Source organism: Segatella copri (assembly GCF_019249655.2).
GTDB lineage: Bacteria > Bacteroidota > Bacteroidia > Bacteroidales > Bacteroidaceae > Prevotella.
Map to the genome: position 1 here is coordinate 476,438 of NZ_CP137557.1, position 26,311 is coordinate 502,748.

Consider the following 26,311-nt stretch of genomic DNA (forward strand, 5'->3'; position numbering starts at 1 on the left):
TTAAAATTAGAATCGAACATGAAAGAAGAACTATTGGAAGCCATCTACGGCACAGTTGAGAGATTGGAGCAGAAAGTCGATGAACTTTCTGTCTCCACAAAGAACGCAGGAGCAGAAAACGTTCCTGCAAGTAATGACATAACCAAGTTGGATAAGTCAATCAATGCGATGTTTACCAAGGAAGAGGAAGTCAGAGGTAAAATATCCAAATTAAGAGATGCCATTGTTGTTTTTGCTGACCTTATTAAGGTTGAACTTGGCAAAAAAGAGCAGCGAAACAAGCTCTTGGTAGATGCTGTCAAGCAGATGAAACAAGAGCATACTGTCACCTCGAAGGCATTGCAGGAAAAACTTGAAGTAATGAACAAATCACCTCAAAAGAAGGTTGTAACCCATCGCTTCGAGCCAACCTCAAAGAATGTTCTTCTTTTCATAGGTGGCTTGGCTCTATCTCTTGTCATTTCCATTTGGGGCAATCTCACTCAATGACGAGAGCATCAAGATTGGGAGGAGGCAGACTTGAAATATAGGGCATTGAAAATGGTTCTTCCATCTGATGACCCGAATATTCGCTACATCGAAAAGCATTTCAATGTGCAACGAGATGAAGATATTATCAACAATGTAAGAAATCGTGTTACTGCTTATGAGGATTCTGTTCGCTATCATTATGAAATGATAGAAATGGCAGCTTGTAAAGATAGTGTAGCAAGTAGATTACTTCGTGAATCAAATGAAATTAAGCGTAAGTTTAATGTCGGACGAAGCAACTATCATAAATGACTATGTTTTTGCCTTTGATAAAACAATGTGTTGACTATTTATGTAATTTTTTATCAAAATGATAAAATAAGTTTAAAAACATAGTCAAATAGTTTAATGTAGTTTAATTTATTTGGTTTATAAGAAAAGTTGCAATACCTTTGCAAACGAAATCAGATAGCTATATTGATTTAAGCTCACTACAACTCAATAGCAGCAATGTTTCTAACGCTATAGTAGAAATGCTTTTTAATACAGACGAAAATGAAAAAATTCAACTGTAACGAAGAGTTTGCTTCTGAGGCACTTCAGAATGTGGTCGGAGGTAACGTGGACAACTTTAGGTAAATCACCGTTAACCCGTATGGCGGTACCTATATAATATATTACCTTTGCATCCGTAATCAAAACAGTTTGATAATGGAAACAAGGGAATATTTCGAAAAAGTGATGCAGGACTACAACCAAAACCGTAAAGGTCGTAGCTTGCGCAAGTATTGTAAGGATGAGGCAGTGGATTATGACTGGCTCATTGAGTTTAAGAAATCATATCGTTCAAATAAGCTTCAACCAGATGAAAACAAGAAGCTAGGCGAAGGTGAGTTTATCGCTTTGACAGTTGAGGAGAATTTTGTTCCCGAGCAACAAACTCCTGCAGGTTGGCAAGTTGAGAGACTGATTTTGAAGTCTCCGACTGGTGATGAGATGGAAATCAAGTGTACTAACCTGTTTGCAGTTGCAGAACTGCTGCATAAAATGTCATAGCCATGCTGAACTTCACTTCTCGAACAACTTATTATTTGAGTTCCACACCCACTGATATGCGCAATGGTCGTGAGGGGTTGGCAGGAATCATCCGTGAAAAAATGCAGCATGATCCTTATAGTTATGATGAAGCCTTCATCTTCTATTCCAAGGATTACCGCAAGGTTAAAATATTACATTATGATATCAATGGTTTTGTCTTATACCAGAAGTGGTTTGATGATGGTAAGTTTCTCAAGCCTCGCTTCTTGGAGGCAGCTCGCTGTCATAAGATAAACCGTGAGACATTGATACTGTTGCTATCAACATCTGTACAAACGGAAATCATATTATGAATACTGATATTAAGAGTTTGATACCATCCATGCATGCAGAACTGAAGCGTATGCAATCTCGTGTTGCAGAGCTTCAAGTCTCATTACAGCAAGGTTCATCTGATGAAAAGGCGATTCGAGAGGAAATTTCTCGAATGAATCTGCGTCAGGTTGAAATCATGGATGCGATGGTAGAGATACAAGAGTATATTTTGGGCAAGCAGGAAGCACTGCTTGCTCTATTGAGAGAGCGCAAATCTCTTCTGACAGCAAAAGAAGCTTTGGAAAAGAAAAACAAGGAATACGAGGAAAAGTTGTTTTTGAAATCTTATAAGCTTCTGAAAAACAAGTAGTTATATAACTTTTCTTAACAAGAAATAGTTGTATATGTCGCAGAAATTTAGTATCTTTGTACACATGATAAATAACAAGAGTAATATAGAGATGCAGCTTGCTACGTATAAGTCAATGTTGACTAAAGCTAGCAATGACCTTGCCAAGTCCAAACAGCTTGTTGGCTTGCTCAAACAGCAGATTGAGCAAGGTGATACAGAGTTGTCGGAGGAACTTGACAAGGCAAACGAGCGTATCTCTATGTTAAGCGAAGATTTATCAGATGCAAATGCTCGTATCTATGTGTTGGAGGTGGCTTTGACCCAAGCGGAATCTGATAACTCGGAATTACGAGCAGAGGTATCTCGACTTCATTCCAAGGCAGATGATTATGAAAAGGCAAATGCCTTGTTGGATATAGCAGACAAGGCTCAGGTTGATTATAAAACTATCATCGAGGTTCTCCTTCATAGGAAGTTTGCTCATAACTCAGATATGACCAATCTCTTGAATGGTGTGTTGGATACATCCGACGCAGAGGTCAATGAGATGGGGCTTGATGGATTGAAAAAGAAAATCAGTGATGCTGCTGACGAGGCGTTGGATGAAAAGCATAAGGATGAAGAGTCTAAGGCATCTTCAGCTCCAGAGCAACCAGCTGTAAAACTGCCCAAGAAAACAGAAAAAGAAAAGCAGGAATCAGATAGTCAACTCCCTCGCAAGCGTTATACAACAACTGCTAGAGTCTTGAAGTCCTTCGGCATAGATAAATCTGATCTTCCTGAGAATGCAAAGGTTATCATACGTAAGGGTAAGAAGGACATGTGGGTAGTCCGTCTGTTCTTCTATCAGAAACAAGAGGTTTATTGTAAGGAATACAAGATAGCACGCTTTAATGTACCTGGCTCTGATCCTCAGAGCAGCAAGTATCCTCAGAGTATCATCAAGGGTAATCCTTTGATGCCATCCTTCTGTAGGTTCTATCTGGAGTCGAAGTTCGCTTATCATCTCTCCGAAAACCGCTTGTTGGATATGTTGTCACAGATGGGTATGAAGGTAGCTCAGTCAACCCTGAACGGTTGGATGCAGCAAATCATGACTTATCTTCGTGAACGCCTGGGACCTGTGATGCTTGAGCGTATCCGTCAGTGTGTCTATACCCAGAATGACGAGTCAAGAATCGTGGTTCGCAGTCGTGAGAGTAAGGAAGACAAGTTTAAGTACAATGTGGAGTACATCCATGCTGCCCTCTCCATGGAAGCCAAGCTTTGTGTGATGGAATATAAGGAGGGTAGCCGTAGTCACAGTGTGCAGGAAGATGCCATCTTCAAGGACTCTTGTATAAGGGTGTTTACTGCAGACAGAGCAGTCTTGTATGAGACAATTGAGAAGGATTTGGAGGAAATGGGACTGGTGCGTACAGCTTGCTGGTTCCATGCCCGCCATCGCTTCGTGGATGCTTATATCTCTGACCATCGAGTGCGTGTAATCATCTTGATGATGAACTACCTCTTCCAGATAGAGCGAGAGTCGAAGATACGCAAACATACTGCAAAGCAGCGACGCCGATTTAGACTTAAGTACAGTGCATCGATCGTTGGCAAGTTGATGAAGTTGTTGAAGAAGATCAAGCTTGATTCTTCTTATGGTGCAATGGTTCAGCGAGCAGTCAACTATGTACTTGATGACGAGAAGGCCTTCAAGGTGTTCTTGCAGGATGGTCGTGTCGAGATGCATAACAATGCGGTCGAACGAATGTTCCGCCACTTGGCTATGGGTAGGCGAAACTGGATGCATACCGGTAGCCATTTAGGTGCGGAAAACATAGCTTTTATGTTCTCACTTTTTGAGAGCTGCAAGTTGAATGACATTAATTTTGGCGATTATATAGAAGATATACTCACCCGACTTATGGAGGGGGAGCAAGACTTCATGTCCCTAATCCCATGTAATTATAACTCGAACAAAAAGGTGAATGTCAAGGCTGCCTAATTGGCAGCTCTGGCAATACCAATTAATAATATGCTTTTTTTGAAAAATTGTTGGATGTGCTAACTGCTGAAAATCAGTAGTTACGTTCTAACGGTGATTTACCAACTTTAGTATGACTTGGTCAGCAAAAGCTAGTGCTGATACGTGCGAAAAGGTTTCCAACAAAGATCATGATAGTGACTTAGACTCAAGCGTAGAATTCTAACATTAGAGGTTGCAGAGACAACATTCCCTGCAACCTCCTTTTAAAATTAAGGTTTATGATACTTATATTTTCTCAACGAAGTGATTATGCGACCTCACAAGTTTGTATGTGGCTACAGGCTATGAAGAAAGGCTTTATCCGTCTAAATATGGAAGACGATTATGTTTTCACTTATATATCAAGTGAGAAAATTATAGTAGAAAGAAACAAAAAGCAATACAATTTGTTATCTTGCGATTCTTATTGGTATAGAAGGGATGGAATCGCTCCAAAACATTTTAATTACAAGAAAACAGAACTTTCAAAGGTTAAATTATCACATATCAGAAAGGAATACCAAACCTTGAAAGAATATGTGTATATGACTATAGAGGGAAAAATTGGAGAGTCCAGAACAATAGGCAGTTATTTTACTCATTCTGTAAACAAATTACATGTGTTAGACTTGGCTTCCCATGTAGGATTGAATGTGCCATTTACATATGTAGTATGCAAAAAAGACGAAATCATGATGAGCGAACCTACCATAACAAAGCCAATTTATGAGGGTTTCTATGAAATTGACAATCATCATTTTCTCTATTCATATACAAACGACCTTAACGATTTAGCTCCAATACCTCCTACCTTTATGGCATCATGTTTACAAACGAGGTTGGATAAAGAATACGAGTTAAGGATATTCTTTTTGAAGGGCATGTACTTTCCTTATGCTATTTTCTCACAGCAAGATGCAGACACAACAGTTGACAGCAGGAAGGGAGAAGTCTTAAGGTATGTTCCATACAAGCTTCCCAATTCTATTAAGCTGAAGTTAGAAAAGCTAGTGGCATTATTGCATTTGAACACAGGCTCTATCGATATGGTGGTAACTCCCAAGGGGGAATATGTATTCTTGGAGGTGAATCCTGTAGGGCAATTTGTTGCTTACGGACAACTTTGTAACTCGTATTTAGACAGGCTTGTAGCTGAAAAATTATAAAGTGATGGGAAATAAAATTTTCAGTAAAGAACAAATGGCACATTTGCCTTTATTTTTTAATGGCATTATAGAAAAGGAGTTAATGTTGCCTGAAAAAGACAGCAACGACTTGCTGTTGTCCGACCAAACGGAAAGTTATGCTATTATCGAGCGTCCGTCAAAGCGTATTTCATGTATCATCGATTTTTCAAAAATAGACGATTATGGACAGAAATAAATATTTGTATGTGTACTCAAATATCTTTTTTACAAAAGGATATACACGAACAATGGTATATGATTGTTGCACTCAGAGAACTCTGTTCTTTGAGAATGCATTTTATGCTCTTCTAGATGAGTTTAGAAAACACAAAATAGATAGTATTATAAACAAATATGCAAATGTAGATGTGCTCGGTTTTGCAGAATTTCTTGTGAGCAACAACTTTGCAAGCTTGGTTAATGACATTTCTCTGTTTCCTACGCTTAAGAAAGTTTGGTTCTCCCCAAATGAAATGGAGAATGCTATTATTGACATAGATTCTACAAGTAATCATAATTATAAAAAAATATCAGAAGAGTTGCAAGCTCTTCATTGCGCACATTTGGAAATTCGCATATTCTATGACGCTGATATTCAAAAATTATCAAATATAGCTAGGCATTTTTATAAGGCTGATTTTAAAAGTGTTGACATCATTGTAAAATATAAGGAAGGAATAAATCCGCCTGATTATCTCCAACTTGCTGCCCAATACCCACCGTTGTCAATATTTGTCTATGAGGCTCCATCAGACACTTATCATAAGAGTCTCATCGACACAACTTATCATGGCATCGGCTTTGTTTGTTATTTGAAGCAAAAGATAGAGGCTACGACTGATTGCGGTATAGAATTTCAAAAATATTGGGACATAACAAAGGATGAAATTCGTGTATGTAAAGATTGTGAATATAGATACATTTGCAATGATTGTAGAGCTTTTGTAACTGACATTTACGACAAGCCATTAAAATGTAAGTATAATCCTTATAAACAGAAGTGGGAGGAATAATTATGAAGAATTTGTTATTTATATTTTTATGTGTCATAAGCCTTAAGGTTAATGCACAGTTGATTCATGGAGTTGTTTGCGACAAGAATGATGCACCTGTACCATTTGCAACAATTTCTTTGTTAAACAAGGTAGACTCTTCTTTTGTAGAAGGGGAACTTTCTGATAAGGATGGACTTTTTTCAATAAATCATAAAGATGTCACAAACTGCCTTTTAAGTGTATCCTCTATTGGCTACAAGACATCCTACACTGCAAAAATTAGTGATGGTATGCATATTTCACTGGAGGAGCAAACTACAGAACTTCAAGGAGTGGTAATCAAAGGTCAAATGCCTAAGCTACATTTGGTGCCAGGTGGTACTCGCACCTTGATTTCTGGCTCATTCTTAGCTGATGCGGGAAGTGCAACAGATATTCTTTCTCAATTGCCTAGAGTAAAAGTCAGCGACGAAGGAATATCGGTTTTAGGCAAGGGACAATCTGCCATCTATATTGACAATCGAGAGATTACAGACCCTGCAGAACTAGAAAGACTTAGTTCTCAAAAGGTAAAAAGTATTGAGGTCTTGACTACTCCAGGGGCAAAATATGCAGCAGACAAGAAAAGCGTTATTGTCATCAAGACTCTTGATGACAACAATAACGGATTTGGGTTGGACTTCATTAGCTCAAACAAAAGAGCCACAAAATTCTCAACAAAAAATGACTTGAATCTCTATTATCATAAAAGCAACATCAATGTTTACGACAACATTCAAGTCAAGAATCAAGCTACTGATATATCCCAAGATGTAAGAAACAACATACTTGGGAAAGACAACATAGAGCTCCACACCATAGATTTAAAACATGCCAATCGCTTTTGGGGAATTGTCAACAAAATGGGATTTGACCTGGACTTAAGCAAGAAGCATCATATTGGTGGATTCTATGAGTTGCAGAGAGACTTCCCTACACGGTATTATATTTGGAATCGAGAAGAGAGCGTCTGTGTCAATGGAAAGTCAAATAGCTATGATGCTATATACCAAGACGGAACGAACAAAGGTGGTCCTAATTCTCATTTGAACTTATATTATTCTGGACTGGTTGGAAAAATGAAGATTGATGCAAATTCAATGCTGTATTGGACAAAAAAATATACAGAAAAAATACAAACTGAACAGATGGCGACCGAGACTAAAGTTATTCCAACTTCCAATACATCCAATGGTAGGATTATTGCTAACAAGATAACGTTGTCATATCCGCTGCTTAAGAATCTCAATGCAGAAGTGGGAACAGAGATTACATCTACCAGAAGTAAGCAAAAGTATAATAGCCAAAGCAATTTGATAGAATCATCTATGGCTGACGTTTCTGAAAAGAGAGTTGCAGGATTCTTGAATGCAATATTTAAAACTGCTGATTTTACGTTTGGTGGAGGTGTTCGTTATGAGCATTTGTCAAATACAACCATAGGCAATAGTACAGAAGATGATTTGTCGTATAATAATAACAATTGGTTTCCTAATGTCCAATTAGGCTATTCTCATGGAGATTTTGAAATGTCATTGGGATATTCTTCAAAAATTTCAAGACCAACATATTCACAGCTGTCAAACAATGTAACTTATGATACTAGATACATTTACGAAGGAGGAAATCCATATTTAAAGAGTACTATAGAGCATATACTAGATGCTTCTATATCCTACTCTTGGTTGAATCTTTCCATAGAGTATGAGCACGATTCCAATCCGATTTACAATTGGTTTGAGTGGTATGACTATGACAGAAACATCATCAAGTTGACAAGTGCAAATATTAGCGGTATAGATTTGGTGTCAGCTTCATTGACAGGAGAACCTGTTGTTGGAGTTTGGCATCCTATTATTGAATTGGATTTGAACAAGCAATTTTTGGATGCTTCAAAATATAGTGTGAATGAAAATTTTAAGACTTTGGGATTTGTTGGGCTTTTTAATAATCAATTTGTATTGAAAACTTGGCAATTTGGAGTTTCTTATTGCTATACATCTAGCATGGCTGATGGTTTCATAAAATCCAAGAGTACGAATTTGTTAGATATGTATGTGAAGAAAAAACTTCTAAAGAACAATTTGCAAGTTCAGCTCAAATTCAATGACATCTTAGATGACAACCACAATAGGTGTACATTATATTCGCCTATAAATATCATGAGCCAAGATAGAAGTTATAAAACTCGCTCAGTACAGCTATCTGTTATTTTCAATTTACATCCTCACAATAAGTTGAAGCATCAGGTGATGACAGATGCGGGAGCAGATGAAAAAGAAAGATTGTAAAACATTTCCTTGTAATACATCTGCATGTTTCTATACATACGGAATAATTTGCCTGAAAACGGAATTTGTAAGTGTTTCGGCAGAGAGTGTAGGATGACCTCTCTGCCGAAACTTTGTTTTACTATGCCGAAGGTGGTTTCCAGCTAAAAGTCACGTTATGGGAAGTGGCGGAATCGGTATATTAGGCAACAATGCACGAAACTTATAGAGGCATTGAACAACACCGATATAAGGGTTGCCTCATGCCGGTATAAACGTAAGTCGATGTCGATATAGGCACTGGCTCGTATCGGTATAAACATAAGGTGATGCTGATATAAGTGTTTGCTGACACTGATATAACTATAGGACAAAACCTATGGATGCGATAAGATTGAATGAGGTATGGAGAAGAACTCTAGAATAAAAATGCTGTAAACTAGACGTAAAGTAATTATTGTTGCACTTTGCTTGTCATTATGCAAAGTATAACCATGTACAACTTAGTTTAATATAGTTTAAATATTCTCCTAAAATTACTTTGTTTCAAAAAGTCTTTATACCTTTGCACCTGGAATACAAAATGAAGCAAATAATTGCAGTTTGCTTTCGTTTTGGTGCAATTATTCCAATACCCTTTCTGCCCAATAAGCACTATGGATATGAATCAGCCCCGTCTGATTAAAAGGCGTACATCCAGGAACGCAGATCCAGGAGTAATATTAATGTAAATAAGAAAGGAATTAAAAATGGAAACATTTGCAAATTTTGACAAGTTGTCCCAAAGTGAACTTGTGACAATTTGCGGTGGCAAGGTGTCTACTACAACGACAACTACCACTACAACTACTACAGATGGCGAGGGACACTCTCATACCACCACCACTACCACCACAACAACTACAATAACAGATGACTAACGTTTGTGGTTGAGTTGCAGTAAAAATGTGAAGAGTATGTGCTGACTTTGATTGGCACATACTCTTTTGCTTTATTAGGATATTTTTAATGAACATTTATGAAACGGTATATTTTATTCTTTGTTTTCTATACACTTGGAAGTGTTATATCTATGGGGCAAAACTATTATGGTTTATTGAAGAATAAGCAGGGAGAAAACTTGTCTTATATAAGTGTTGTCTTGAAAAGTTGTAAAGACTCCTCTTTTGTGTCAGGAACCGTATCTGATGAAAATGGTCACTTCATGATAAAATCTCCACATCATAAGTGTTATTTATTACTTTCTGGTATTGGCTATAATAATTATAAAATTTCCTTGGAAAAACAACAAAGTGATTCTGTAAATCTTGGTACTATTATACTAGAGCCAAACGAAAAGATGTTAAAGGAGGTTGTTGTTACAGGGAAGAGAAGAGTTGTATATAAAAATGGAGAATATAAAATAACTGTTTCTGGTTCGTCTTTAGAAAAACAACCTGACGTATATTCCGTTTTATCATTTTTGCCATTTGTCACAGTTAATGAAGATAGAATCTCAATGATAGGAAAAGGTAAAATCCTTATCTTGATAAATGGACGAGAAGTAAGCAACTCTTTAGAGTTAAATTCATTAAAACCTTCCCAAATTAAAGACATTAGCGTAGAGCCACATGCTTCTTCTGCTTACGGCTCAGAATATGATGCTGTTATAAAAATTAAAACTGTAAAAGAATTAAAAGATTATGTTTCTTCACAGATAAAGCATAAGTCTATATTTGCAAGGAGATATAGTGATTCTCAAACGGCTGATGTCAATATAAAAAATGGAAAATGGAAAAGCTACATATCATATACTTTCAAAGACTCACGTTCAAAAGAATCAGCAACAAACAAGTATAACATATATCAGCAAAATTCAAAAGAGGTAACTACTAATAATGTATCTGAAAATAATGAAATTGGGCACTTTGCACAACATGGAATTATTTTCAATACATCCTTTGCGCCTACCCAAAATAATGTATTTGATATTCAGTACATGCTAGAAGTAAATAAAACTTCAAATATTTCTAATGACATAGAGTCTTCTACCGTCAAACATCAGACAACCGAAATAGTTACAGTCCAAGATGATAAAGATAAAAATATTACGCATAATGTTGAGGCAAAGTATTTGCATACTATGCAAAAATCCAATTTGGATATCAATTTAGGTTATATTAACTCTTTAGCAAAAGATGATAATTCTGTAAAGCTAACAACTTCACCCTATACTGATATTTATGGTCGAAATAGATATGAAGTTTATACTTTAAAATTAGATTATAATCAAACATTATGTCATATTTTACAATTACAGACTGGTATGAAACACTCTTATATTATAAACAATGGGTATTCTATATCCAACAATGAAGAAGAAAAATATGATTATAATAACAAAACGAAGTTAAAGGACTATGTTGGAGCTTTATATGCCAATTTGTCTAGCCAGTTCAAGCATTTATATTTTAATGGTGGTGTAAGGTTTGAATATTCTTCCAATCGCTACAAAGAATATGATAGTAATATTTTGCAAAAGAAGTGTTTGAATGTGTTCCCTGCTTTAGAAGTTGAGTATCAAATCTCTCCATCTTTTATTGTATCTATGGGATATGAAACAAAAGGTTATCGCCCCAAATTTCAAGATATATCACCTTTGATGCGCTATATTAATGCACACCTTTATGAACAAGGAAATGTATCTTTAACTCATATGATTTCAAACAATCTATATTTGTCTTTTGTTTATAAAAACAAAATTAGTGTAGACTTGAATTACTACCATAAGCATGATTATCCCTTGTATGTATTTCAAACTTCTTCAATGGGGGATAATATAATCGTTAACAAGCCTATTAATACAAATGTAGACTATTTTGATTTGCGTGCAAGTTATTCAGATAAATTTGGTCTATTTCGTTTTGCATATAATGGTAATTTCCACTATGATATAACAAAACTTCCTTTTTTAGGAGAAAAGAATAAAAATAAGGCTTTATTTGCAGGTAATTTTGTCAATCAGTTTGATATAACAAATCATGTGATGCTGTTTTGTAACATAAATATTGCTTCTGCCTACAAATCATTAGGCTCTTCTTTCCAGGCAGCTTATGGTCTTACTGTGGGTACATATATGACTTTCTGTAAAAACAAGAGATTAACATTAATCATATCAGGCAATGATTTATTACGCAAATCCACGCCGAACAACAACACTTATTTATATAATATAGAATCTTGTCGTACGCTCTCACCTGATAGTCGCAATGTTAGTATTACTTTACGATACAATATTAACAAATTCAAAATGTCTTTCAAGAAAAATAACTCTAATGGAGAAGAAGAGAGTAGAATCAGTAAATAAAAAAGCATTATGAAAAGACAAATAAGAATAATTTATCAACACGATTCCATGCAATGCGGTATAGCATGTTTACAGATGATTTGTGGATATTATGGTAAGAAATATTCATCAGAGTATCTGTCAAAACTTTGCTTCGCAACAACGGAAGGCGTATCTATGTTAGGTATCAATGATGCGGCAAATACATTAGGATTCCATACTCTTTGTGTAAAAATAGCAACAAAAGATTTGGAAAAAGTTCCTCTTCCATGTATTCTCCATTGGAATCAAAATCATTTTATAGTCTTATATAAGGTTAAGAATGGAAAGAAGTTCTATGTCGCTGACCCAGGAAAAGGATTGGTAACTTATGGCTTAGATGAGTTCAAAAAGCATTGGGTAAGCACGAAATCTAATGGAGAGGCCAAGGGCATTGCTATGTTCTTGGAAACCACCCCTGCTTTCTTCACTTATAAGATGGAGGGTGAAGCGAACTTAAAAGAAAAGAGGTCTTTCCGATTTCTCTTTGGATATGTGAAGAAATACCGCAAGTATTTCGGACAAATCATCTTGGGTTTGATAGTCGGGAGCCTCTTACAACTTGTCCTGCCATTCCTTACACAATCCATCGTGGATGTCGGTATCAAGAACCAAGATATAGGATTCGTTTGGCTTATACTGTTGGGACAGTTGATGCTTACCATCAGCAGAACTGTAATCGACTTTATACGCAGATGGCTATTGCTTCATATATCCTTGCGCATCAATATTTCATTGGTGAGCGACTTCTTCATCAAGCTCTTGAAGTTGCCGATGTCTTTCTTTGACACGAAGCTCATGGGCGACTTGATGCAGAGAATGAACGACCATAGCCGTGTGAACAACTTCCTCACTCAGCAAACGCTCAATATTACCTTTGCCATGCTCACCTTCGTGGTCTTCTCGGTGGTGTTGTTCTTCTATAACAAGTTTGTGTTTGCCATCTTCTTGTTGGGAAGCATCCTCTATGGCGCATGGATGACCTTGTTCTTGAAACGGAGAAAGGTGCTCGACTATGAATTGTTTGAGCAGCAAGCTATTAACAACAATAAGACCTACGAGTTTATCACCTCCATGCAGGAAATCAAGTTGCAGGATTGTGAGCAACGCAGAAGATGGGAATGGGAGGACACGCAAGCAGACTTGTTCGGGGTGCAGATGAAATCACTCAAACTCCAACAGACACAGGAGGCTGGAAGTATCTTCATCAACGAGGTGAAGAACATCATCATCACGGTAGTTGCAGCCACCGCCGTAATCCATGGTCAAATGACACTCGGTATGATGCTTGCCGTGCAATACATCATCGGACAGCTCAACTCGCCTGTGGAGCAACTGATGAACTTCTTCTATTCTCTGCAAGATGTGAAGATTAGTTTGGAACGTATCAACGAGATTCACCAGATGGATGATGAGAATGGAAAGGAAGGCTTGCTAACTTCTATTGAAGATAAGAATGAGGGCATTGATATCAAGAACATCATGTTCAAGTACGACCCACATGCTTTGCGCAAAACCATAGACGATGTGAGCATTCACATTCCGCACGGTAAGGTAACAGCCATCGTTGGCGCATCTGGCAGTGGAAAGACCACCCTCATCCGCTTGATACTTGGTTATTATCCTGTCTTGGAGGGAAAAATCAACATTGGAAATACTGACATCAACAAACTCAACAAAAAGTGGTGGCGCAGACAATGTGGTGTTGTCATGCAGGATGGTGTTATCTTCTCGGAGAGTATCGCAAGAAATATTGCTGTTGATGATGGCGATATAGACAAGGAAAGGTTATTGAAAGCTGCCGAGATAGCTTGCATCAAGGATTACGTGATGGCTTTGCCTCTGAAGTTCAACACCAAGATTGGGCGTGATGGCGTGGGACTGAGCCAGGGACAGAAACAACGCATCTTGATAGCGAGGGCGGTGTATAAGAATCCTGACTACATCTTCCTTGACGAGGCAACCAACTCGCTCGATGCTAACAACGAGAGAAGTATTGTGGAGAACTTGGACAAATTCTATAAAGGGAAAACTGTGGTGATTGTTGCGCATCGCTTAAGCACTGTGAAGAATGCCGACCAAATCGTGGTCATCGACCATGGCAAAGTGGTTGAGGAAGGCAACCATGAGTCTTTGACCGCCAAACGAGGGGCATACTATAATCTTGTGAAGAATCAGTTGGAATTGGGAAACTAAAATGTTTTTGATATGGAACAGAAAGAAAAAGAATCAGATAATATCGAGTTGAGAAGCGAGAAGGTGAGGAACGTGATAGGCAAGGTTCCTCCTCGCCTCGTCAGCTTGGGAACGGTTGTCATTACGATCATAGTCCTCGCCCTCGCAGTTGCTTTCTACAAGACACCTTATCCTATATCCATAGAGGCTAATGGTGAGGTTATAAACCAAAGAACAATACAGGTGTTTGTGCCATACAAGTATTTGTATCTTTTTGATGAGCCAAGAACTGCTCACGTTTCTTTTGAGGGCAACGACAATGCATCTTATCACTGCGACATCATAAGCCATAATGCCAAACTCATACATAGAAAAGATGGCAACTATTTTATGGCAATAGCCACAGTGAACACACAGAGACAAAAGTCCCCTGTGTTGCAAAAGTACATGAAAGCTGATGTCAGAATCATCGTCAGCAACAAAACGTTATGGCAGCAGGTATTCGGATAAGCTATATCCGAATACTGCTGTTTGTTTTTGGATACATATTGTTGGTAAGCATCTGATTTAACTCAAAAAGTTCTAAATTCCGTAAATTTCTCCTTGATAGTTATGGGATATTTAGAAAAATGTCGTATCTTTGCCCTCGAATTGAGGCGTTCTTTGCATATTGCAAAATACAGAAACAAGCAGAAGTCCGCTCGTTTCCATATTGTTACCTGTATAATATAGGCAAACGCCCAACTTCTTGATTTTCAATCAAAGCCCAATTTAGAGCGAGTTATTTTTATAAAATGTTATAGCTAAGTTATAGCAAAGCGGTCCCATCCCGCACACCCTGGCGAGACCTTTGATGGTCCGCCAACCCTATAGCGTAGCGGTTCCGAGCACCGGAGGGCGGTTTTCTCCCTCGCTCCTGAGGTTTCTGTCCCCTAGAAGGGGAACCGAAGGGGTCGTAAAGACTATTGAAGAGGGGCTTGGGGAGAAAGTGGAGCCCTCTTTAAGGCTAAAGAGGGACGGGGTGATTTTCGAAAAAGAGTTAATCAAGGTGGTGATGAGTAGCCCAGCTGCCAGCATCCAGACACGGACACTCTTTGGGAGTAGTCCCAGGCAAATCCCGATGCCCCACGATCTTCGCTTTCGGAAAGAGAGTCTTCAGATTCTTGAACAGATCAACGAGTCTCGTTTCCTGTTCTGCCGTCATGGTATTGCAAGGCTTGCCTTGCTCATCAAGCCCTCCTTCATAGCAGATGCCGATAGAGCATCTATTATAAGGTCTAGCATGGGCTCCCACTTCCAGCAGCTTGCGATGCTGCGTCATCGTACCATCCTTTCGGATATAGAAGTGGTAGCCGATGTCATAAAAGCCACGGGCTTTATGGTCACGTCGAAGTTGTTCCACACTATAGTCCTGATTGCGTCGGGTAGCCGAGCAATGCAGCACCAAAAATCTCACAGAGTCGGCAGACATCATGTTCTTGCCGTCTTCAACTCCGGCGAGGAGTGTACGCTCAGAGCGTACCTTCTCCTCCCCGATGTTCATAGGAAATGTATCTTTAATCATAATAGGCTCTTTAAACTATAAACTGTTAACTATTAACTGACATAGTTTGCACAGGAGCTTACTCCCAATGCCGTGAGTGCAGCAATCAGAGCTTGCACGATGGCATTCACAACTTGCACCCAAGAAATTTTCTTGGAACCATTAGAATCATTCATCATGAGGAATCAATTGAAAGGGTTTAACAATACGGTTTAGATTGTAACATCAGTGTTGTCTCCGTTCTCAGACCCTGTACCGCCACCGGCGTTCTCACTACCACCGGTATTCACACTACCGCCGGCGTTCTCACCGCCATTCGTTGAGTCTCCTGTAGTAGGCTTCTTCTCCTCATCGGTAGTACCGCCATCACGTCGGCAGGAGTTGCCGTAGACTCCATTGCGATTTGGTTCGCAATGTCCTTGGTAGTCAAGGTACCGTAACTGTAAGGGCGAACGCTATAGACGGTCTTACCCATCTTAGGACCCATGTTCATGGTCTTCTTTGAAACTTTGTAACTCTTACTCATAATTGAAAAAATTAAAATGTTAATACTAATGTTATGTCATCGTCAGTTCAAAGAGATTAGCAATCCCGTTTGTTCTGATTGACGCTGCAAAGGTACGACTTTTCAAAAGCGTGCTGTTTGACATTGTCATATATCGATAGACAGCTGATCACATATGAACTTAACTGCTTTCGGACTCAACAACTGGTCTTTTGGTTTCACACCCATTTCATTCAGTTGCTGTCGGTACGGCATCAGCCATCTCCTCAGTGTTCCAGTCGACACTCCGGCATAAGCAGCCAGTTCGCTTTTATACATTGCTTTCATTTTCTGGTAGTTTTATACATTATTATATATATGAATTAAAAATCATTTCTGATTTCGCTTACAAAATTACATAATCTTTGAATTCCTGTGATGTACTCTATAGAGTGCAGCACTGTTTGCACTTTTTAGGATATTTTTAAGGTTTGTTGGCAAATAAGGTGGTTACTGAAACTCAAAAGGATTATTTCTTACAAATTTCTGATGAAAACTCTTTAAAATTCCAGTATTTCTGATTCGAAAATATTTCGGCAAGAATATTGAAAGTATGAAAGAAGAATGTAATTATCAGTAAATCAGTAGGTTATTCTGATTTTTGAATTTCTTCAAAAAATCAAAATTCTGCAGTTGTACAACTACAGGTCATTCGTTCTGCAAAGAGCATGAAATGTGATATAAACTCGATAGAATTAGGTCATCGCAGCCATCTAGATTGGAAATGTGGAAATCGCGATAATTCAGAAACATATTTAACACCATCATATTTCTGAAGCCAAAAACAGCTTAGATGCTAAGATTCGTCAAGGCATCGATTCAATTTTCCTCTCCATCTACCAAGTTCTTTGGGATTATATGCTCTATCCCTACGACTTGGATTATATAATAGAGAACAAGAAAGTGGTGAAGAAGGTGCTGGATGAGATTTGGAAAATCTGCATGAGATTAGGGCAAGAAGCAAAATCTCCTCCAAAAATTTGGTAGTTTCATCAAAAACCCTTATTTTTGCACCTAAAAAAGGAGATACAATTATGAATACAGCTACATATACATTAGATGTCCCTGCAACCGATATTTCTCTTTTCAAATCATTGATTAAGAAATTCGGGTGGGTTGCCAAAAAGCAAAAAGCCCCTAAGGCTTGTAGATTAGACAAGGCATTAGAAGCAGCAAAGAATGAAAAACTCTTTGCTACTAATGATTTGGATGAATTAATGAAGAGTCTTGCTGAATGATGAAATATACAGTTAAGTATTCAACTTTGTTTAAAAAGTCATTTAAAAAATGTATGAAACGAGGTTGCTCTGAGGGTAAATTTCGTAAAGTCATTTCTATTTTGGCAGAAACAGGAACTTTACCACCAGAATATAAACCACATCCTTTAAAGTCAAACTATAAAGGGTGTATGGAATGTCATATTACTTCCGATTGGCTTTTAGTTTGGAAACAAAATGATAAAGAATTGATTCTGATTTTAACCGATACAGGTACACATAGTGACATTTTTGGCTGGTAGCACACTAATATGAGTTATCTGAGTAAAATGTTATAGTAAGTTATAGCAAAGCGGTCCCATCCCGCACAACCTGGCGAGGGCTTTGATGCCCCGCCAACCATAAAGCATAGCGGTTCCGAGCACCGGAGGGCGGTTACATCCTCTCGTCCCTGAGGTTTCTGTCCCCTAGAAGGGGAACCGAAGGGGTCGTAAAGACTATTGAAGAGAGGCTTGGTGAGAAAGGTGGAGCCTTCCTTAACGGTAAGGAAGGACGGGTAGGCTTTCGAAAATCTTATCATGTCCCTAATCCCATGTAATTATAACTCGAACAAAAAGGTGAATGTCAAGACTGCCTAATTGGCAGCTCTGGCAATACCAATTAATAATATGCTTTTTTTGAAAAATGTTGGATGTGCTAACTGCTGAAAATCAGTAGTTACGTTCTAACGGTGATTTACGAATAGGTCTAAGGAATCTGTGTTAATCTGTGAAATCTGTGGGACATTAGAGCACAAAGCAAAAACTCCTCCAAAAATTTGGTGGTTTCAAAGAAAACCCTTATATTTGCAGGAAAAAAGGAGATACAATAATGAAGACAATAGATCAGATTTTGAAAATAAAGGCAGTAGTGCTTTATATACTGAAAGCATTCCCTGAAGGAGTTGATTATATTCATCTCTTTAAGGTAATGTATTTTGCGCAGCAAGATCAGTTGAAAGAGTATGGATTGCCAATCATGTACGATACCTTTGTTGCAAGAAAGCATGGTCCTGTACCAGCTTTAACCTATAAGGTGTTGCGTGGTATTGAAGGCAAGGCAGACCTTTCTTCGCCAGAATTGAAGGATTTTGCAGATTCATTGAATATAGCCATCTCTCAGGATGGTCATCAACTTGTTCTAGCTTCCAAGAATGCGGAATGCGATATGGATGAACTGTCTGTAGCTGATGTGAAGATGTTGGATAAATGGATTGAAAAGTGCAAGGATGTAGAATCCTTTGACCTATCTGATAAGTCACATGAAGACAGAGCTTGGAAACGTGCAAAACGTCAGGCAGACAAAACAGGTGAGGACTCCAAGATAACCATGTATGATATGGCAGCTGCGGCAGGAGCAAGCAAAGACATGCTATGTATTATTCGTGACCGTCAATCTTTTCAAAAAGCATTGTCATGGATTTAAGGGAGTTAGTTCTATTTTGGAACATACTGCCTCTGATGGCAACTTCTCTAGAGGTAATCCTATCAAAAGTAGAATAAAAATAATATTCCTCATTCGAGCGACGACAAGTGCAGAGCGATACTGCAATGAGGAACAATATATAAAATCATGAAATCTTATTTCTCCATAAAGCCAGGAGCAACCTTAAGAGTGTTAGATGTTAGCAAATTAGAAGTTACAGTGATTGCCTCTATCATTGTGGTCATTTAATAGTTGTGATATAATTATGAGAATTTATCATTATACTTCAGTTGATACATTGGAAAAAATACTTTCAGGTAAGTCTATCCTATTTAGGCGTCTTGATTGTGTAGACGATGTGATGGAATATACAGTAAGTGAATTTGCTAAGTATATGTTCATATCTTGTTGGACGGAAAGCAAAGAGGAAAATATTCCTCTTTGGAAGATGTATACTACTGATATAACTAAAGGAATTAGAATTTCACTTCCACAGGAAATGTTTAAAACATATTCTCCTATACCAAATGGTCGTTATGTAAAAAATCAAATAAGTGAAAGCTTAGTTCCTGTTGATGAAATCCTCAACTCTGACTATATGGTTATGCCCATAGATTTAAGCAGGGATAAAGAGAATGAAATATTCTTTCGACACGTTGAATATGTTTTAAATCCCAAAATAGCAGTAGGTAAGATTAAAAATTTGGTATGTAGCAATGGGAAACTGTATAATGTGCTGGATATCGATAGACTTGGCAGGTTTAAACATAAAAGCTGGGAATTTCAACAAGAAGTTCGTTTTGCATTAACGATATTCCCTTTTAATCCTTATAATTATGCAGGTAAAACTGATGGTTTAGAAAAATTTGCAAACGAATGCGCTCAAATGAAGGATTTATCATTTTCAAGTTATTTTCTTCACTTAAAGGACGATATATTTGATCAGCTTGAAATAACACTGAGTCCAAATATATCTGAGGAAAGTAGAAAACTTGTTGATAACTTGGTTCAACAATATGCTCCTAAAGCTATTATCAAAGAAAGCGCCTTTCATAATAAAGTTATATTTAAGTGAAGTTGATATCGAATTGTATAATTGTGTAAGCTATAGCAAAGCGGTTCCATCCCGCACAACCTGGCGAGACCTTTGATGGTCCGCCAACCTTATAGCGTAGCGGTTCTGAGCACCGGAGGGCGGTTACATCCCCGCTTCCTGAGGTTTCTGTCCCCTACAAGGGGAACCGAAGGAGTCGTAAAGACTATTGAAGAGGGGCTTGGGGAGAAAGTGGAGCCCTCTTTGGCTAAAGAGGGACGGGGTGATTCGAAAAAATCTTATGTAAGAATTTAAGTTAGAACAATGAATATAATCAAAACAGATATTGAAGGCGTCCTCATTATAGAGCCACGCCTCTTCCGCGACTCTCGTGGCTACTTCTTCGAGAGCTTCAGTGAACGAGAGTTTGAAGAGAAGGTAGCCCCAATCCTGGGACACAGTGTTCACTTCTGCCAAGATAATGAGTCTATGAGCAGCTATGGCGTAATGCGAGGCTTGCACTTCCAGTGCCCACCATATACCCAGAGTAAGTTGGTACGCTGCGTAAAGGGTAGAGTGCTCGATGTAGCAGTAGATATCCGCAAGGGTTCACCAACCTATGGCAAGCATGTTGCCGTAGAGTTAACCGAAGACAATCATGTCCAGTTCTTCATTCCAAAGGGCTTTGCTCATGGTTTCGCCGTTCTCTCAGAAACAGCAGTCTTCCAGTACAAGTGTGATAACTTCTATCATCCAGAGGCTGATGGAGGTATCAGCATCCTTGATGACACTCTCGGTATTGATTGGAAAATCCCAACCGAGCATGCTAATCTCTCAGAAAAAGATACGAAGCATGCAATGCTGAAAGATTTTGATAGTCCTTTCGATATCAACGTAGATTTATACAAATAAGGATATATTAAGGATACTGATATAATAGTTAATATTTATCCTATATTTATTGAAATCAATTTTTTTAATTATTATTTATTATGAAAAGATACTGTGTAGAAGAACAAATGGATGGGACTTATAGAGTCTATTTTGTTAATTTGGTAACAGAACGTGAGGTGTATCTTAAGGATATTTTTAGTAGCAAAAAAGAAGCACAGGCCTTTTGTGACGAACTGAACGCTGATGCAGAAGAATAGTGACTGCTTACAAATAATATCTTAAGATACAAGGTAAGTAGTCTAAGATTCTTTTGAAAGTAATCTAAACTTCATTCAGTGATTATAAGGTTCTCCTCGATGTAGCGATGATGAAAAATAGCAGAGGTAAAGGAGTTTGCTTAGCAATCCTTCATCCTAAAAGATAATGCTAACGAGCGAAATGAAAACTGGCTTTCAAATTGCCGAGTGCAGCTTATCTTCTGCAAAACGATACAATATAACTTTTTTCTAAAAACTGATGGGCGTAACTACTTGTAATATAGTGGAGACGCTGTATTAGAATATATTTTAGTGTTTATAATTACAAAACTATAGGAGGTGATTATGGGACATAAATGTTTTATATCTTTCAAAACGGAAGATGAAAATTACAAAACTGAAATTCAGAAATGGAGTGATAATAATAAAGTCGACATGATTGATAAATCATTAAATGAACCTATCGATTCGGAAGATGAAGATTATATCATGCGTAAAATTCGTGAAGATTATTTGGCAGATTCTACGGTGACTATTGTTCTTATAGGTGTACATAGTGCAGAAAATCAAGGAGAAGAAGAGCAGAAATATATTAAGCGAGAGTTACAGGCTTCATTATACAATGGCAAGAATAATACTCGAAATGGTATTTTGGGCGTAGTTTTACCTGATATGATAGATAAAATTTATAAGGGAAACTATACATGCGATATATGTGGCAAGAGCCATCGTTGGATAGATCTTAACGATTCTACTATCATTAAGGAGTTTTGGTGTAATTATTACTTGGATCATAAAGATAAATGCCATTATACGGAAGAGGATAGATATTGTGTGCTTGTCAAGTGGGAAGATTTTAAAAAAGCACCAAATAAATACATAGATATGGCATTTGATAAACGCAGTCAAGATATAGCCAATAAGGTTATTGTTTATCCAAAATAGAAAATTATGAAACAGACTTGTTTTGTTGTCATGGGGTACGGCAAGAAAATGGATTATGCCACAGGAAAGACGGTTGATTTAGATAAAGTCTATAAGACTATTATCCAGCCTGTTGTAGTATCTTCTGGGTATAGATGCGTGAGAGGTGATGAGGTTAAAGACCCTTCTTTAATAGATAGGAGCATGTATGCTTTGCTCATGCATGCAGAATTGGTTATAGCCGATGTTACAACATTTAATCCTAATGCTGTTTATGAGTTGGGGGTTCGGCATGCAGTGAAACCTTATTCAACTATCATCATGATGGATTCTGCATCAACGATTCCGTTTGATATAAACCATTGTCGAATTATTCAATATAAAAATGAGGGGTTATTTATGGATGTAGATGAGGTTGAGAGGGTTAAGACAAAATTAAGCAGTATGATTAACGACATCTTAGCTAATCCTCACACAGATAGTCCTCTTTATACTTATATAAACGGGGTCGATTGTCCCCAATTACCCCAAGCAGAGTTCGATGCAATAATAACAGATCTTGCAAAAGAGGAAGTATGCCTTTATGCTATTGTTGAAAAAGCCCAAAGATTACGTGAGGAGGAAAAATGGGAGGAAGCTCTAATGTTTTGGTCAAAAGCCGTAGAAATAAAGCCAAAAGAAGAATATTATTTACAGCAAAAAGCATATTGTACATATATGGCTAAATTGCCCTCTCCTGAAATAGCGTATAACGATGCTTTAATAATATTAGGAAATCTTCCTCAAAATAACAATTCTGAAACTTTAGGTCTTTTGGGAGCTGTTTATAAGCGGATGTACGAGTTGCATACGGATGATTTAGCAACTTTAAATAGGGCTATTGATTGTTATGGTAAGGGTTACAAAATCTGTGGAGATTATTATACTGGAGAAAACTATGCATATTGCTTATATTTGAAATCTAAAGCTGATTTCATAGACTTAGAGGATGAAGAAAGGATTTATTCTCGTTTTGAAGCAAAAAAAGTTTGGAAAGATATAATCAAGCGTTATCTACCTTTAGAAGATGACGTTACAGACTTGCTTAAAAAAGAGGATGGAATCTGGGTAATTGCTACCGTGAGTTCCTGTCTTTTTGCTTTAAATGATGAACGGCATGCTATATATGAAAAATATTTTTTAGAGCATTGTTCTCAAAGGCAAAAGAATACTTATATGAAGCAGAAGAAAAAATTACAAAAATTACTTTAAGCTTATGGATGTTAGTAAATATATTACTGAGTTCGTCGACCCTCAAATCAAGTGGCATGATTCAAAAAGTTGCTTGAATAAATGGGGATATATCATCTGTTCCATCATATCAATAGCCGGCTCTATTATATCTGCAGCCGTTATACAATATAGTTCATTGTGTGGAACTATTCTTTCTGCTATTGTAGCAATAGCTGTAGGCATAAATTCTCTATTTAAGTTTCAGACCAAGTGGAAACTATATAGGTTAACAGCAGAATCTTTGCGAATAGAGAAAATTCATTATAAAGTTGGAGGAGGACTTTATAATGGTTCAGACAAAGAGAAAGCCTTTGTTGATTCAGTCATGAAAATATTAAAGAAAACTAATGCAGATTGGCAGCTCATGTTTAATGAAGATCAACAAACTTCTGTAGGAGCAAACTAGTTTCTTGTGTGTATTTTTTTACTTATGCGTCGGTTAGTTGTATTTTTCTCTTGGCAGTCTGATATTCCTGATAACCATTCTACAATCAAAAGTGGATTGGAGAAGGCTTGTAAAAAACTTAGCCAGGAATTGGATTGTGAAGTTATCTATGATGAGTCCTTACGAGGAGAATTAGGCTCTCCTCAAATAGAGGGAGTGGTAGTAAAAAAGATTCATGATTGTGATGTTTTTGTTGCGGATTTGACACCAGTAGCAGAACTCTATGAAAAGAGGTTGCCTAACTCTAACGTAATGTATGAATTGGGTCGAGCAGAAGAGTCTCATGGCCACGAGCAGATTGTGAAATTGGCAAACAAGGATAATTTTGATGCCAATAAATTGCCTTTTGACATCAATCATTCCTCTATTTTACCAATAGATATTACGGATAAGGAGGTCTTTTATCATCTCATAAAGCGGGAAGTGAAGTATGCTTATGATTGCCCTCAGAACATGTTTTCGAAGAATGATGAAACGTTGTATTCTGATTTCCAAATTCAAAAGAATATAAAATCAGGCAAGTATCTTCCTGATACATTTCTGGAGAAAAGAGATTTGAAGGAACACTTGAGATATTTTGTGGATCCATACCTTTTTACACCATATGTCGCGGATAAGATATACCGTTTGAATTTTGACCGTCTTAACAGAGGAAGAAGGTTATGGAATAAGCCAAAATTTAATTTCAATGTTACCCAGTTCAAAGTCGATAAATCTTTTTCATCTTTTTCTCATCTTTATGAACCTCTTTTAAAAATGAGAGAGTACATCAAAGAGAAAGGTATGAGTTTGTCTTCTCAAAATAGCAATGAAGATTATTTTAGCTCTACAAAATGTGGGAAGAAAGTAACAGATTTAACTTACTTGACATCAAAACTCTGTTTGTTAACAGGCAACGCTGGGCAGGGAAAAACCAATTTCCTATGTGATTTTACGGAAAATGTACTCTTGAAACGCCATATACCATTTGCTTATGTCAATGGATATGAAGTAGACGCTACCGATGTTGAGAATCTTTTTGTAAAAACAATTTGTCCATCACTAGATATTTCTTTTTCTAAAATGATGGATGAAGTAGCAAAGTATTGTTATGCCATACGTAAGCCTATAGTTTTTATCATTGATGGACTTAATGAAAACCCATACCCTGAGCGCTTTGCAGTCTCGTTGGAAAAATTTCTGAAGAGATTTATGGCTTTTGACTTTGTAAAAATAATAATGACATGCAGAAGTGAATATTTTGACGAAAATTTTAGTGACTTGTTGAATGCTTTTAGTGACGATATGATTATCGAAAGGGATATTTATCAGCATATTCATGATGGAGATGAGGATTTGTTGTTGAAGAAATATTTTAGATATTTCAATATCGTCATTACATTAGATGAAGGTGTGAAATCATGTTTGACAAACAATCTTTTACTCCTTCGCATTTTTTGTGAAGCCAATAGGGATAAACAATTAGGTTTGGTTAGCCATATTAAGCGTGATGAATTATTTACAGTCTACTTTGATAAAATGCTGTCTAGGCTAGCGGAAACGCATGATTGGGTGGGACGTAAAGTTTTACGAAAAAGAAAGATCAAAAAATTCTTTTCTTTGATTCTTAAGTATATGATACAAAATGATACCTTCTTCAATGTGCCGATAGAAGATTTGTTCGAAGAGATGGAAGAAGAGGATGAGAATATGCTTTTAAGATTCTTGGATGAGAATATATTACTTAGGAAAGATTTATCTGAGAAAAAGGATTCTTTAGTAAGAAAGACTGAAATTGTTAATTTTACTTACGATACCTTCCGTGACTATCTCTTAGCTCACTATATTTTGGATACTCTGTCAGAAAATGTAGAAGAACAGAAAACGTTGATTCATAAGTATACTCATGATGGGCATCAATTGAAAGAAGGAATTATACCGTATCTTTTAGTCCATGCCAAGAATGAAGAAAATAGAGAAATTTTGGATTTTGAGAAATCTCAGCCTTGGTATATACCTGCCTTTAAAAAATATATTTGGGATGTAGATGAATCTAAGGTAACAGAAGATGATATTGCACTTTTGAAATCACTAGTTTTGAAAAATCCAGAAAAGTTAGCAAAGCAATTGTTGTTTAGGGGAAGATGGAATACTAAGTTACATCCAAAGTTGAATATCTTGATTTTACTGAAGATAGTTTCGCAAATGGATGATGCTGAACTTTATGATTGGATCAATAAAATATGGCCGTCTGTTTCTGAAAAATATTGGGTAAGCAAGCAAACTTCAGAGAGGGAGAGTTTTGTTTCTCTAAATGAAGAGATACTAGGCGATGAGCACTTATTCGATTCAGAAGACGCACAATTTATATTTGAATTTTTTGCTTATGTGGCAGCGGTTACGGAAGGAAAAGCTAAATATGTGTATCTATGTTATATCAATACTGCGTTAAATTAATATTTAATCGTCTGTAAATCAATAACTTATATTAAGAAATGCTTATGAAAACTTAACTATAGAAA

At 37.2% G+C, this 26,311-nt stretch carries 25 protein-coding genes and 1 pseudogene; 23 read left to right on the forward strand and 3 right to left on the reverse strand.

The window, feature by feature from the left end; translation table 11 throughout:
* Positions 1 to 18: 18 nt before the first annotated feature.
* From KUA49_RS01915 to KUA49_RS01975, 13 genes and pseudogenes are all read left to right on the forward strand, one after another.
* Positions 19 to 783: pseudogene (locus KUA49_RS01915) on the forward strand (hypothetical protein).
* 399 nt (positions 784 to 1,182) lie between these two features.
* On the forward strand, positions 1,183 to 1,527 hold the full coding sequence (locus KUA49_RS01920; protein WP_218413609.1) for a hypothetical protein: 345 nt from the start codon (positions 1,183 to 1,185) through the stop codon (positions 1,525 to 1,527).
* A gap of 2 nt (positions 1,528 to 1,529) precedes the next feature.
* On the forward strand, positions 1,530 to 1,862 hold the full coding sequence (gene tnpB, locus KUA49_RS01925; RefSeq protein ID WP_218413610.1) for an IS66 family insertion sequence element accessory protein TnpB: 333 nt from the start codon (positions 1,530 to 1,532) through the stop codon (positions 1,860 to 1,862).
* The gene (locus KUA49_RS01930) at positions 1,859 to 2,194 is read left to right on the forward strand and encodes a hypothetical protein (RefSeq protein WP_203041573.1); all 336 of its coding nucleotides are present in this window, start codon (positions 1,859 to 1,861) and stop codon (positions 2,192 to 2,194) included. Before tnpB ends, KUA49_RS01930 begins: the two co-directional genes overlap by 4 nt.
* 64 nt (positions 2,195 to 2,258) lie before the next feature.
* Positions 2,259 to 4,166: an IS66 family transposase gene (gene tnpC, locus KUA49_RS01935; RefSeq protein WP_318331659.1), complete on the forward strand. Its 1,908-nt coding sequence runs from the start codon at positions 2,259 to 2,261 to the stop codon at positions 4,164 to 4,166.
* Positions 4,167 to 4,426: 260 nt separating this feature from the next.
* Positions 4,427 to 5,353: a grasp-with-spasm system ATP-grasp peptide maturase gene (gwsG, locus tag KUA49_RS01940; protein WP_218413332.1), complete on the forward strand. Its 927-nt coding sequence runs from the start codon at positions 4,427 to 4,429 to the stop codon at positions 5,351 to 5,353.
* Positions 5,354 to 5,357: 4 nt separating this feature from the next.
* On the forward strand, positions 5,358 to 5,570 hold the full coding sequence (locus KUA49_RS01945; protein WP_218413333.1) for a hypothetical protein: 213 nt from the start codon (positions 5,358 to 5,360) through the stop codon (positions 5,568 to 5,570).
* Positions 5,557 to 6,387: a hypothetical protein gene (locus KUA49_RS01950; protein WP_218413334.1), complete on the forward strand. Its 831-nt coding sequence runs from the start codon at positions 5,557 to 5,559 to the stop codon at positions 6,385 to 6,387. The genes KUA49_RS01945 and KUA49_RS01950 overlap by 14 nt, the downstream gene beginning before the upstream one ends.
* A 2-nt stretch (positions 6,388 to 6,389) precedes the next feature.
* Positions 6,390 to 8,699 carry an outer membrane beta-barrel family protein gene (locus KUA49_RS01955; RefSeq protein WP_218413335.1) on the forward strand — a complete coding sequence of 770 codons (2,310 nt, stop codon included), beginning with the start codon at positions 6,390 to 6,392 and terminating at the stop codon, positions 8,697 to 8,699.
* Positions 8,700 to 9,427: 728 nt separating this feature from the next.
* Positions 9,428 to 9,598 (forward strand): hypothetical protein, encoded by a 171-nt coding sequence (locus KUA49_RS01960; RefSeq protein ID WP_218413336.1) that lies wholly within the window; start codon positions 9,428 to 9,430, stop codon positions 9,596 to 9,598.
* A gap of 98 nt (positions 9,599 to 9,696) precedes the next feature.
* Positions 9,697 to 12,024, forward strand: coding sequence for an outer membrane beta-barrel protein (locus KUA49_RS01965; RefSeq protein ID WP_218413337.1), 2,328 nt, complete (start codon positions 9,697 to 9,699; stop codon positions 12,022 to 12,024).
* 75 nt (positions 12,025 to 12,099) lie between these two features.
* The gene (locus KUA49_RS01970) at positions 12,100 to 14,238 is read left to right on the forward strand and encodes a peptidase domain-containing ABC transporter (RefSeq protein ID WP_412178592.1); all 2,139 of its coding nucleotides are present in this window, start codon (positions 12,100 to 12,102) and stop codon (positions 14,236 to 14,238) included.
* Positions 14,239 to 14,250: 12 nt separating this feature from the next.
* Positions 14,251 to 14,727: a hypothetical protein gene (locus KUA49_RS01975; protein WP_256624910.1), complete on the forward strand. Its 477-nt coding sequence runs from the start codon at positions 14,251 to 14,253 to the stop codon at positions 14,725 to 14,727.
* A gap of 529 nt (positions 14,728 to 15,256) precedes the next feature.
* Here KUA49_RS01975 and KUA49_RS01980 read toward each other — a convergent pair.
* From KUA49_RS01980 to KUA49_RS01990, 3 genes are all read right to left on the reverse strand, one after another.
* Positions 15,257 to 15,781, reverse strand: a complete 525-nt coding sequence (locus tag KUA49_RS01980; protein WP_218413339.1) for an N-acetylmuramoyl-L-alanine amidase — start codon at positions 15,779 to 15,781, stop codon at positions 15,257 to 15,259.
* 32 nt (positions 15,782 to 15,813) lie between these two features.
* Complete coding sequence (locus KUA49_RS01985) at positions 15,814 to 15,936, reverse strand: smalltalk protein (protein WP_218413349.1); 123 nt, start codon at positions 15,934 to 15,936, stop codon at positions 15,814 to 15,816.
* 110 nt (positions 15,937 to 16,046) lie between these two features.
* Positions 16,047 to 16,286 carry a hypothetical protein gene (locus tag KUA49_RS01990; protein WP_256624911.1) on the reverse strand — a complete coding sequence of 80 codons (240 nt, stop codon included), beginning with the start codon at positions 16,284 to 16,286 and terminating at the stop codon, positions 16,047 to 16,049.
* Between the two features lie 1,052 nt (positions 16,287 to 17,338).
* On the opposite strand from KUA49_RS01990, the gene KUA49_RS01995 reads away from it, so the two are divergent.
* From KUA49_RS01995 to KUA49_RS02040, 10 genes are all read left to right on the forward strand, one after another.
* Entirely contained in the window at positions 17,339 to 17,542 is a 204-nt protein-coding gene (locus KUA49_RS01995) for a hypothetical protein (protein ID WP_117695734.1), read from the forward strand.
* Positions 17,542 to 17,823: a type II toxin-antitoxin system YafQ family toxin gene (locus KUA49_RS02000; RefSeq protein WP_117695740.1), complete on the forward strand. Its 282-nt coding sequence runs from the start codon at positions 17,542 to 17,544 to the stop codon at positions 17,821 to 17,823. The genes KUA49_RS01995 and KUA49_RS02000 overlap by 1 nt, the downstream gene beginning before the upstream one ends.
* Before the next feature lie 568 nt (positions 17,824 to 18,391).
* Positions 18,392 to 18,985: a Panacea domain-containing protein gene (locus tag KUA49_RS02005; RefSeq protein WP_218413340.1), complete on the forward strand. Its 594-nt coding sequence runs from the start codon at positions 18,392 to 18,394 to the stop codon at positions 18,983 to 18,985.
* Positions 18,986 to 19,250: 265 nt separating this feature from the next.
* Complete coding sequence (locus KUA49_RS02010; protein ID WP_218413341.1) at positions 19,251 to 20,060, forward strand: hypothetical protein; 810 nt, start codon at positions 19,251 to 19,253, stop codon at positions 20,058 to 20,060.
* 282 nt (positions 20,061 to 20,342) lie between these two features.
* Positions 20,343 to 20,930 (forward strand): dTDP-4-dehydrorhamnose 3,5-epimerase, encoded by a 588-nt coding sequence (rfbC, locus tag KUA49_RS02015; protein WP_218413342.1) that lies wholly within the window; start codon positions 20,343 to 20,345, stop codon positions 20,928 to 20,930.
* Between the two features lie 80 nt (positions 20,931 to 21,010).
* Positions 21,011 to 21,169, forward strand: a complete 159-nt coding sequence (locus KUA49_RS02020; RefSeq protein ID WP_218413343.1) for a hypothetical protein — start codon at positions 21,011 to 21,013, stop codon at positions 21,167 to 21,169.
* Positions 21,170 to 21,514: 345 nt separating this feature from the next.
* Positions 21,515 to 22,114: a TIR domain-containing protein gene (locus KUA49_RS02025; RefSeq protein ID WP_218413344.1), complete on the forward strand. Its 600-nt coding sequence runs from the start codon at positions 21,515 to 21,517 to the stop codon at positions 22,112 to 22,114.
* A 6-nt stretch (positions 22,115 to 22,120) separates the two neighbouring features.
* Complete coding sequence (locus tag KUA49_RS02030) at positions 22,121 to 23,344, forward strand: tetratricopeptide repeat-containing protein (RefSeq protein ID WP_218413345.1); 1,224 nt, start codon at positions 22,121 to 22,123, stop codon at positions 23,342 to 23,344.
* Positions 23,345 to 23,348: 4 nt separating this feature from the next.
* Positions 23,349 to 23,771: a DUF4231 domain-containing protein gene (locus tag KUA49_RS02035; protein WP_218413346.1), complete on the forward strand. Its 423-nt coding sequence runs from the start codon at positions 23,349 to 23,351 to the stop codon at positions 23,769 to 23,771.
* Between the two features lie 24 nt (positions 23,772 to 23,795).
* Positions 23,796 to 26,246 carry an NACHT domain-containing protein gene (locus tag KUA49_RS02040; protein ID WP_218413347.1) on the forward strand — a complete coding sequence of 817 codons (2,451 nt, stop codon included), beginning with the start codon at positions 23,796 to 23,798 and terminating at the stop codon, positions 26,244 to 26,246.
* The last annotated feature ends 65 nt before the right edge of the window (positions 26,247 to 26,311 follow it).

Bases quoted from the DNA above. Each gene is read 5' to 3' on its own strand.
- KUA49_RS01920 (WP_218413609.1), top strand. From the start codon at position 1,183: ATGGAAACAAGGGAATATTTCGAAAAAGTGATGCAGGACTACAACCAA.
- tnpB (WP_218413610.1), top strand. From the start codon at position 1,530: ATGCTGAACTTCACTTCTCGAACAACTTATTATTTGAGTTCCACACCC.
- KUA49_RS01930 (WP_203041573.1), top strand. From the start codon at position 1,859: ATGAATACTGATATTAAGAGTTTGATACCATCCATGCATGCAGAACTG.
- tnpC (WP_318331659.1), top strand. From the start codon at position 2,259: ATGATAAATAACAAGAGTAATATAGAGATGCAGCTTGCTACGTATAAG.
- gwsG (WP_218413332.1), top strand. From the start codon at position 4,427: ATGATACTTATATTTTCTCAACGAAGTGATTATGCGACCTCACAAGTT.
- KUA49_RS01945 (WP_218413333.1), top strand. From the start codon at position 5,358: ATGGGAAATAAAATTTTCAGTAAAGAACAAATGGCACATTTGCCTTTA.
- KUA49_RS01950 (WP_218413334.1), top strand. From the start codon at position 5,557: ATGGACAGAAATAAATATTTGTATGTGTACTCAAATATCTTTTTTACA.
- KUA49_RS01955 (WP_218413335.1), top strand. From the start codon at position 6,390: ATGAAGAATTTGTTATTTATATTTTTATGTGTCATAAGCCTTAAGGTT.
- KUA49_RS01960 (WP_218413336.1), top strand. From the start codon at position 9,428: ATGGAAACATTTGCAAATTTTGACAAGTTGTCCCAAAGTGAACTTGTG.
- KUA49_RS01965 (WP_218413337.1), top strand. From the start codon at position 9,697: ATGAAACGGTATATTTTATTCTTTGTTTTCTATACACTTGGAAGTGTT.
- KUA49_RS01970 (WP_412178592.1), top strand. From the start codon at position 12,100: ATGATTTGTGGATATTATGGTAAGAAATATTCATCAGAGTATCTGTCA.
- KUA49_RS01975 (WP_256624910.1), top strand. From the start codon at position 14,251: ATGGAACAGAAAGAAAAAGAATCAGATAATATCGAGTTGAGAAGCGAG.
- KUA49_RS01980 (WP_218413339.1), bottom strand. From the start codon at position 15,781: ATGATTAAAGATACATTTCCTATGAACATCGGGGAGGAGAAGGTACGC.
- KUA49_RS01985 (WP_218413349.1), bottom strand. From the start codon at position 15,936: ATGAATGATTCTAATGGTTCCAAGAAAATTTCTTGGGTGCAAGTTGTG.
- KUA49_RS01990 (WP_256624911.1), bottom strand. From the start codon at position 16,286: ATGAGTAAGAGTTACAAAGTTTCAAAGAAGACCATGAACATGGGTCCT.
- KUA49_RS01995 (WP_117695734.1), top strand. From the start codon at position 17,339: ATGAATACAGCTACATATACATTAGATGTCCCTGCAACCGATATTTCT.
- KUA49_RS02000 (WP_117695740.1), top strand. From the start codon at position 17,542: ATGAAATATACAGTTAAGTATTCAACTTTGTTTAAAAAGTCATTTAAA.
- KUA49_RS02005 (WP_218413340.1), top strand. From the start codon at position 18,392: ATGAAGACAATAGATCAGATTTTGAAAATAAAGGCAGTAGTGCTTTAT.
- KUA49_RS02010 (WP_218413341.1), top strand. From the start codon at position 19,251: ATGAGAATTTATCATTATACTTCAGTTGATACATTGGAAAAAATACTT.
- rfbC (WP_218413342.1), top strand. From the start codon at position 20,343: ATGAATATAATCAAAACAGATATTGAAGGCGTCCTCATTATAGAGCCA.
- KUA49_RS02020 (WP_218413343.1), top strand. From the start codon at position 21,011: ATGAAAAGATACTGTGTAGAAGAACAAATGGATGGGACTTATAGAGTC.
- KUA49_RS02025 (WP_218413344.1), top strand. From the start codon at position 21,515: ATGGGACATAAATGTTTTATATCTTTCAAAACGGAAGATGAAAATTAC.
- KUA49_RS02030 (WP_218413345.1), top strand. From the start codon at position 22,121: ATGAAACAGACTTGTTTTGTTGTCATGGGGTACGGCAAGAAAATGGAT.
- KUA49_RS02035 (WP_218413346.1), top strand. From the start codon at position 23,349: ATGGATGTTAGTAAATATATTACTGAGTTCGTCGACCCTCAAATCAAG.
- KUA49_RS02040 (WP_218413347.1), top strand. From the start codon at position 23,796: ATGCGTCGGTTAGTTGTATTTTTCTCTTGGCAGTCTGATATTCCTGAT.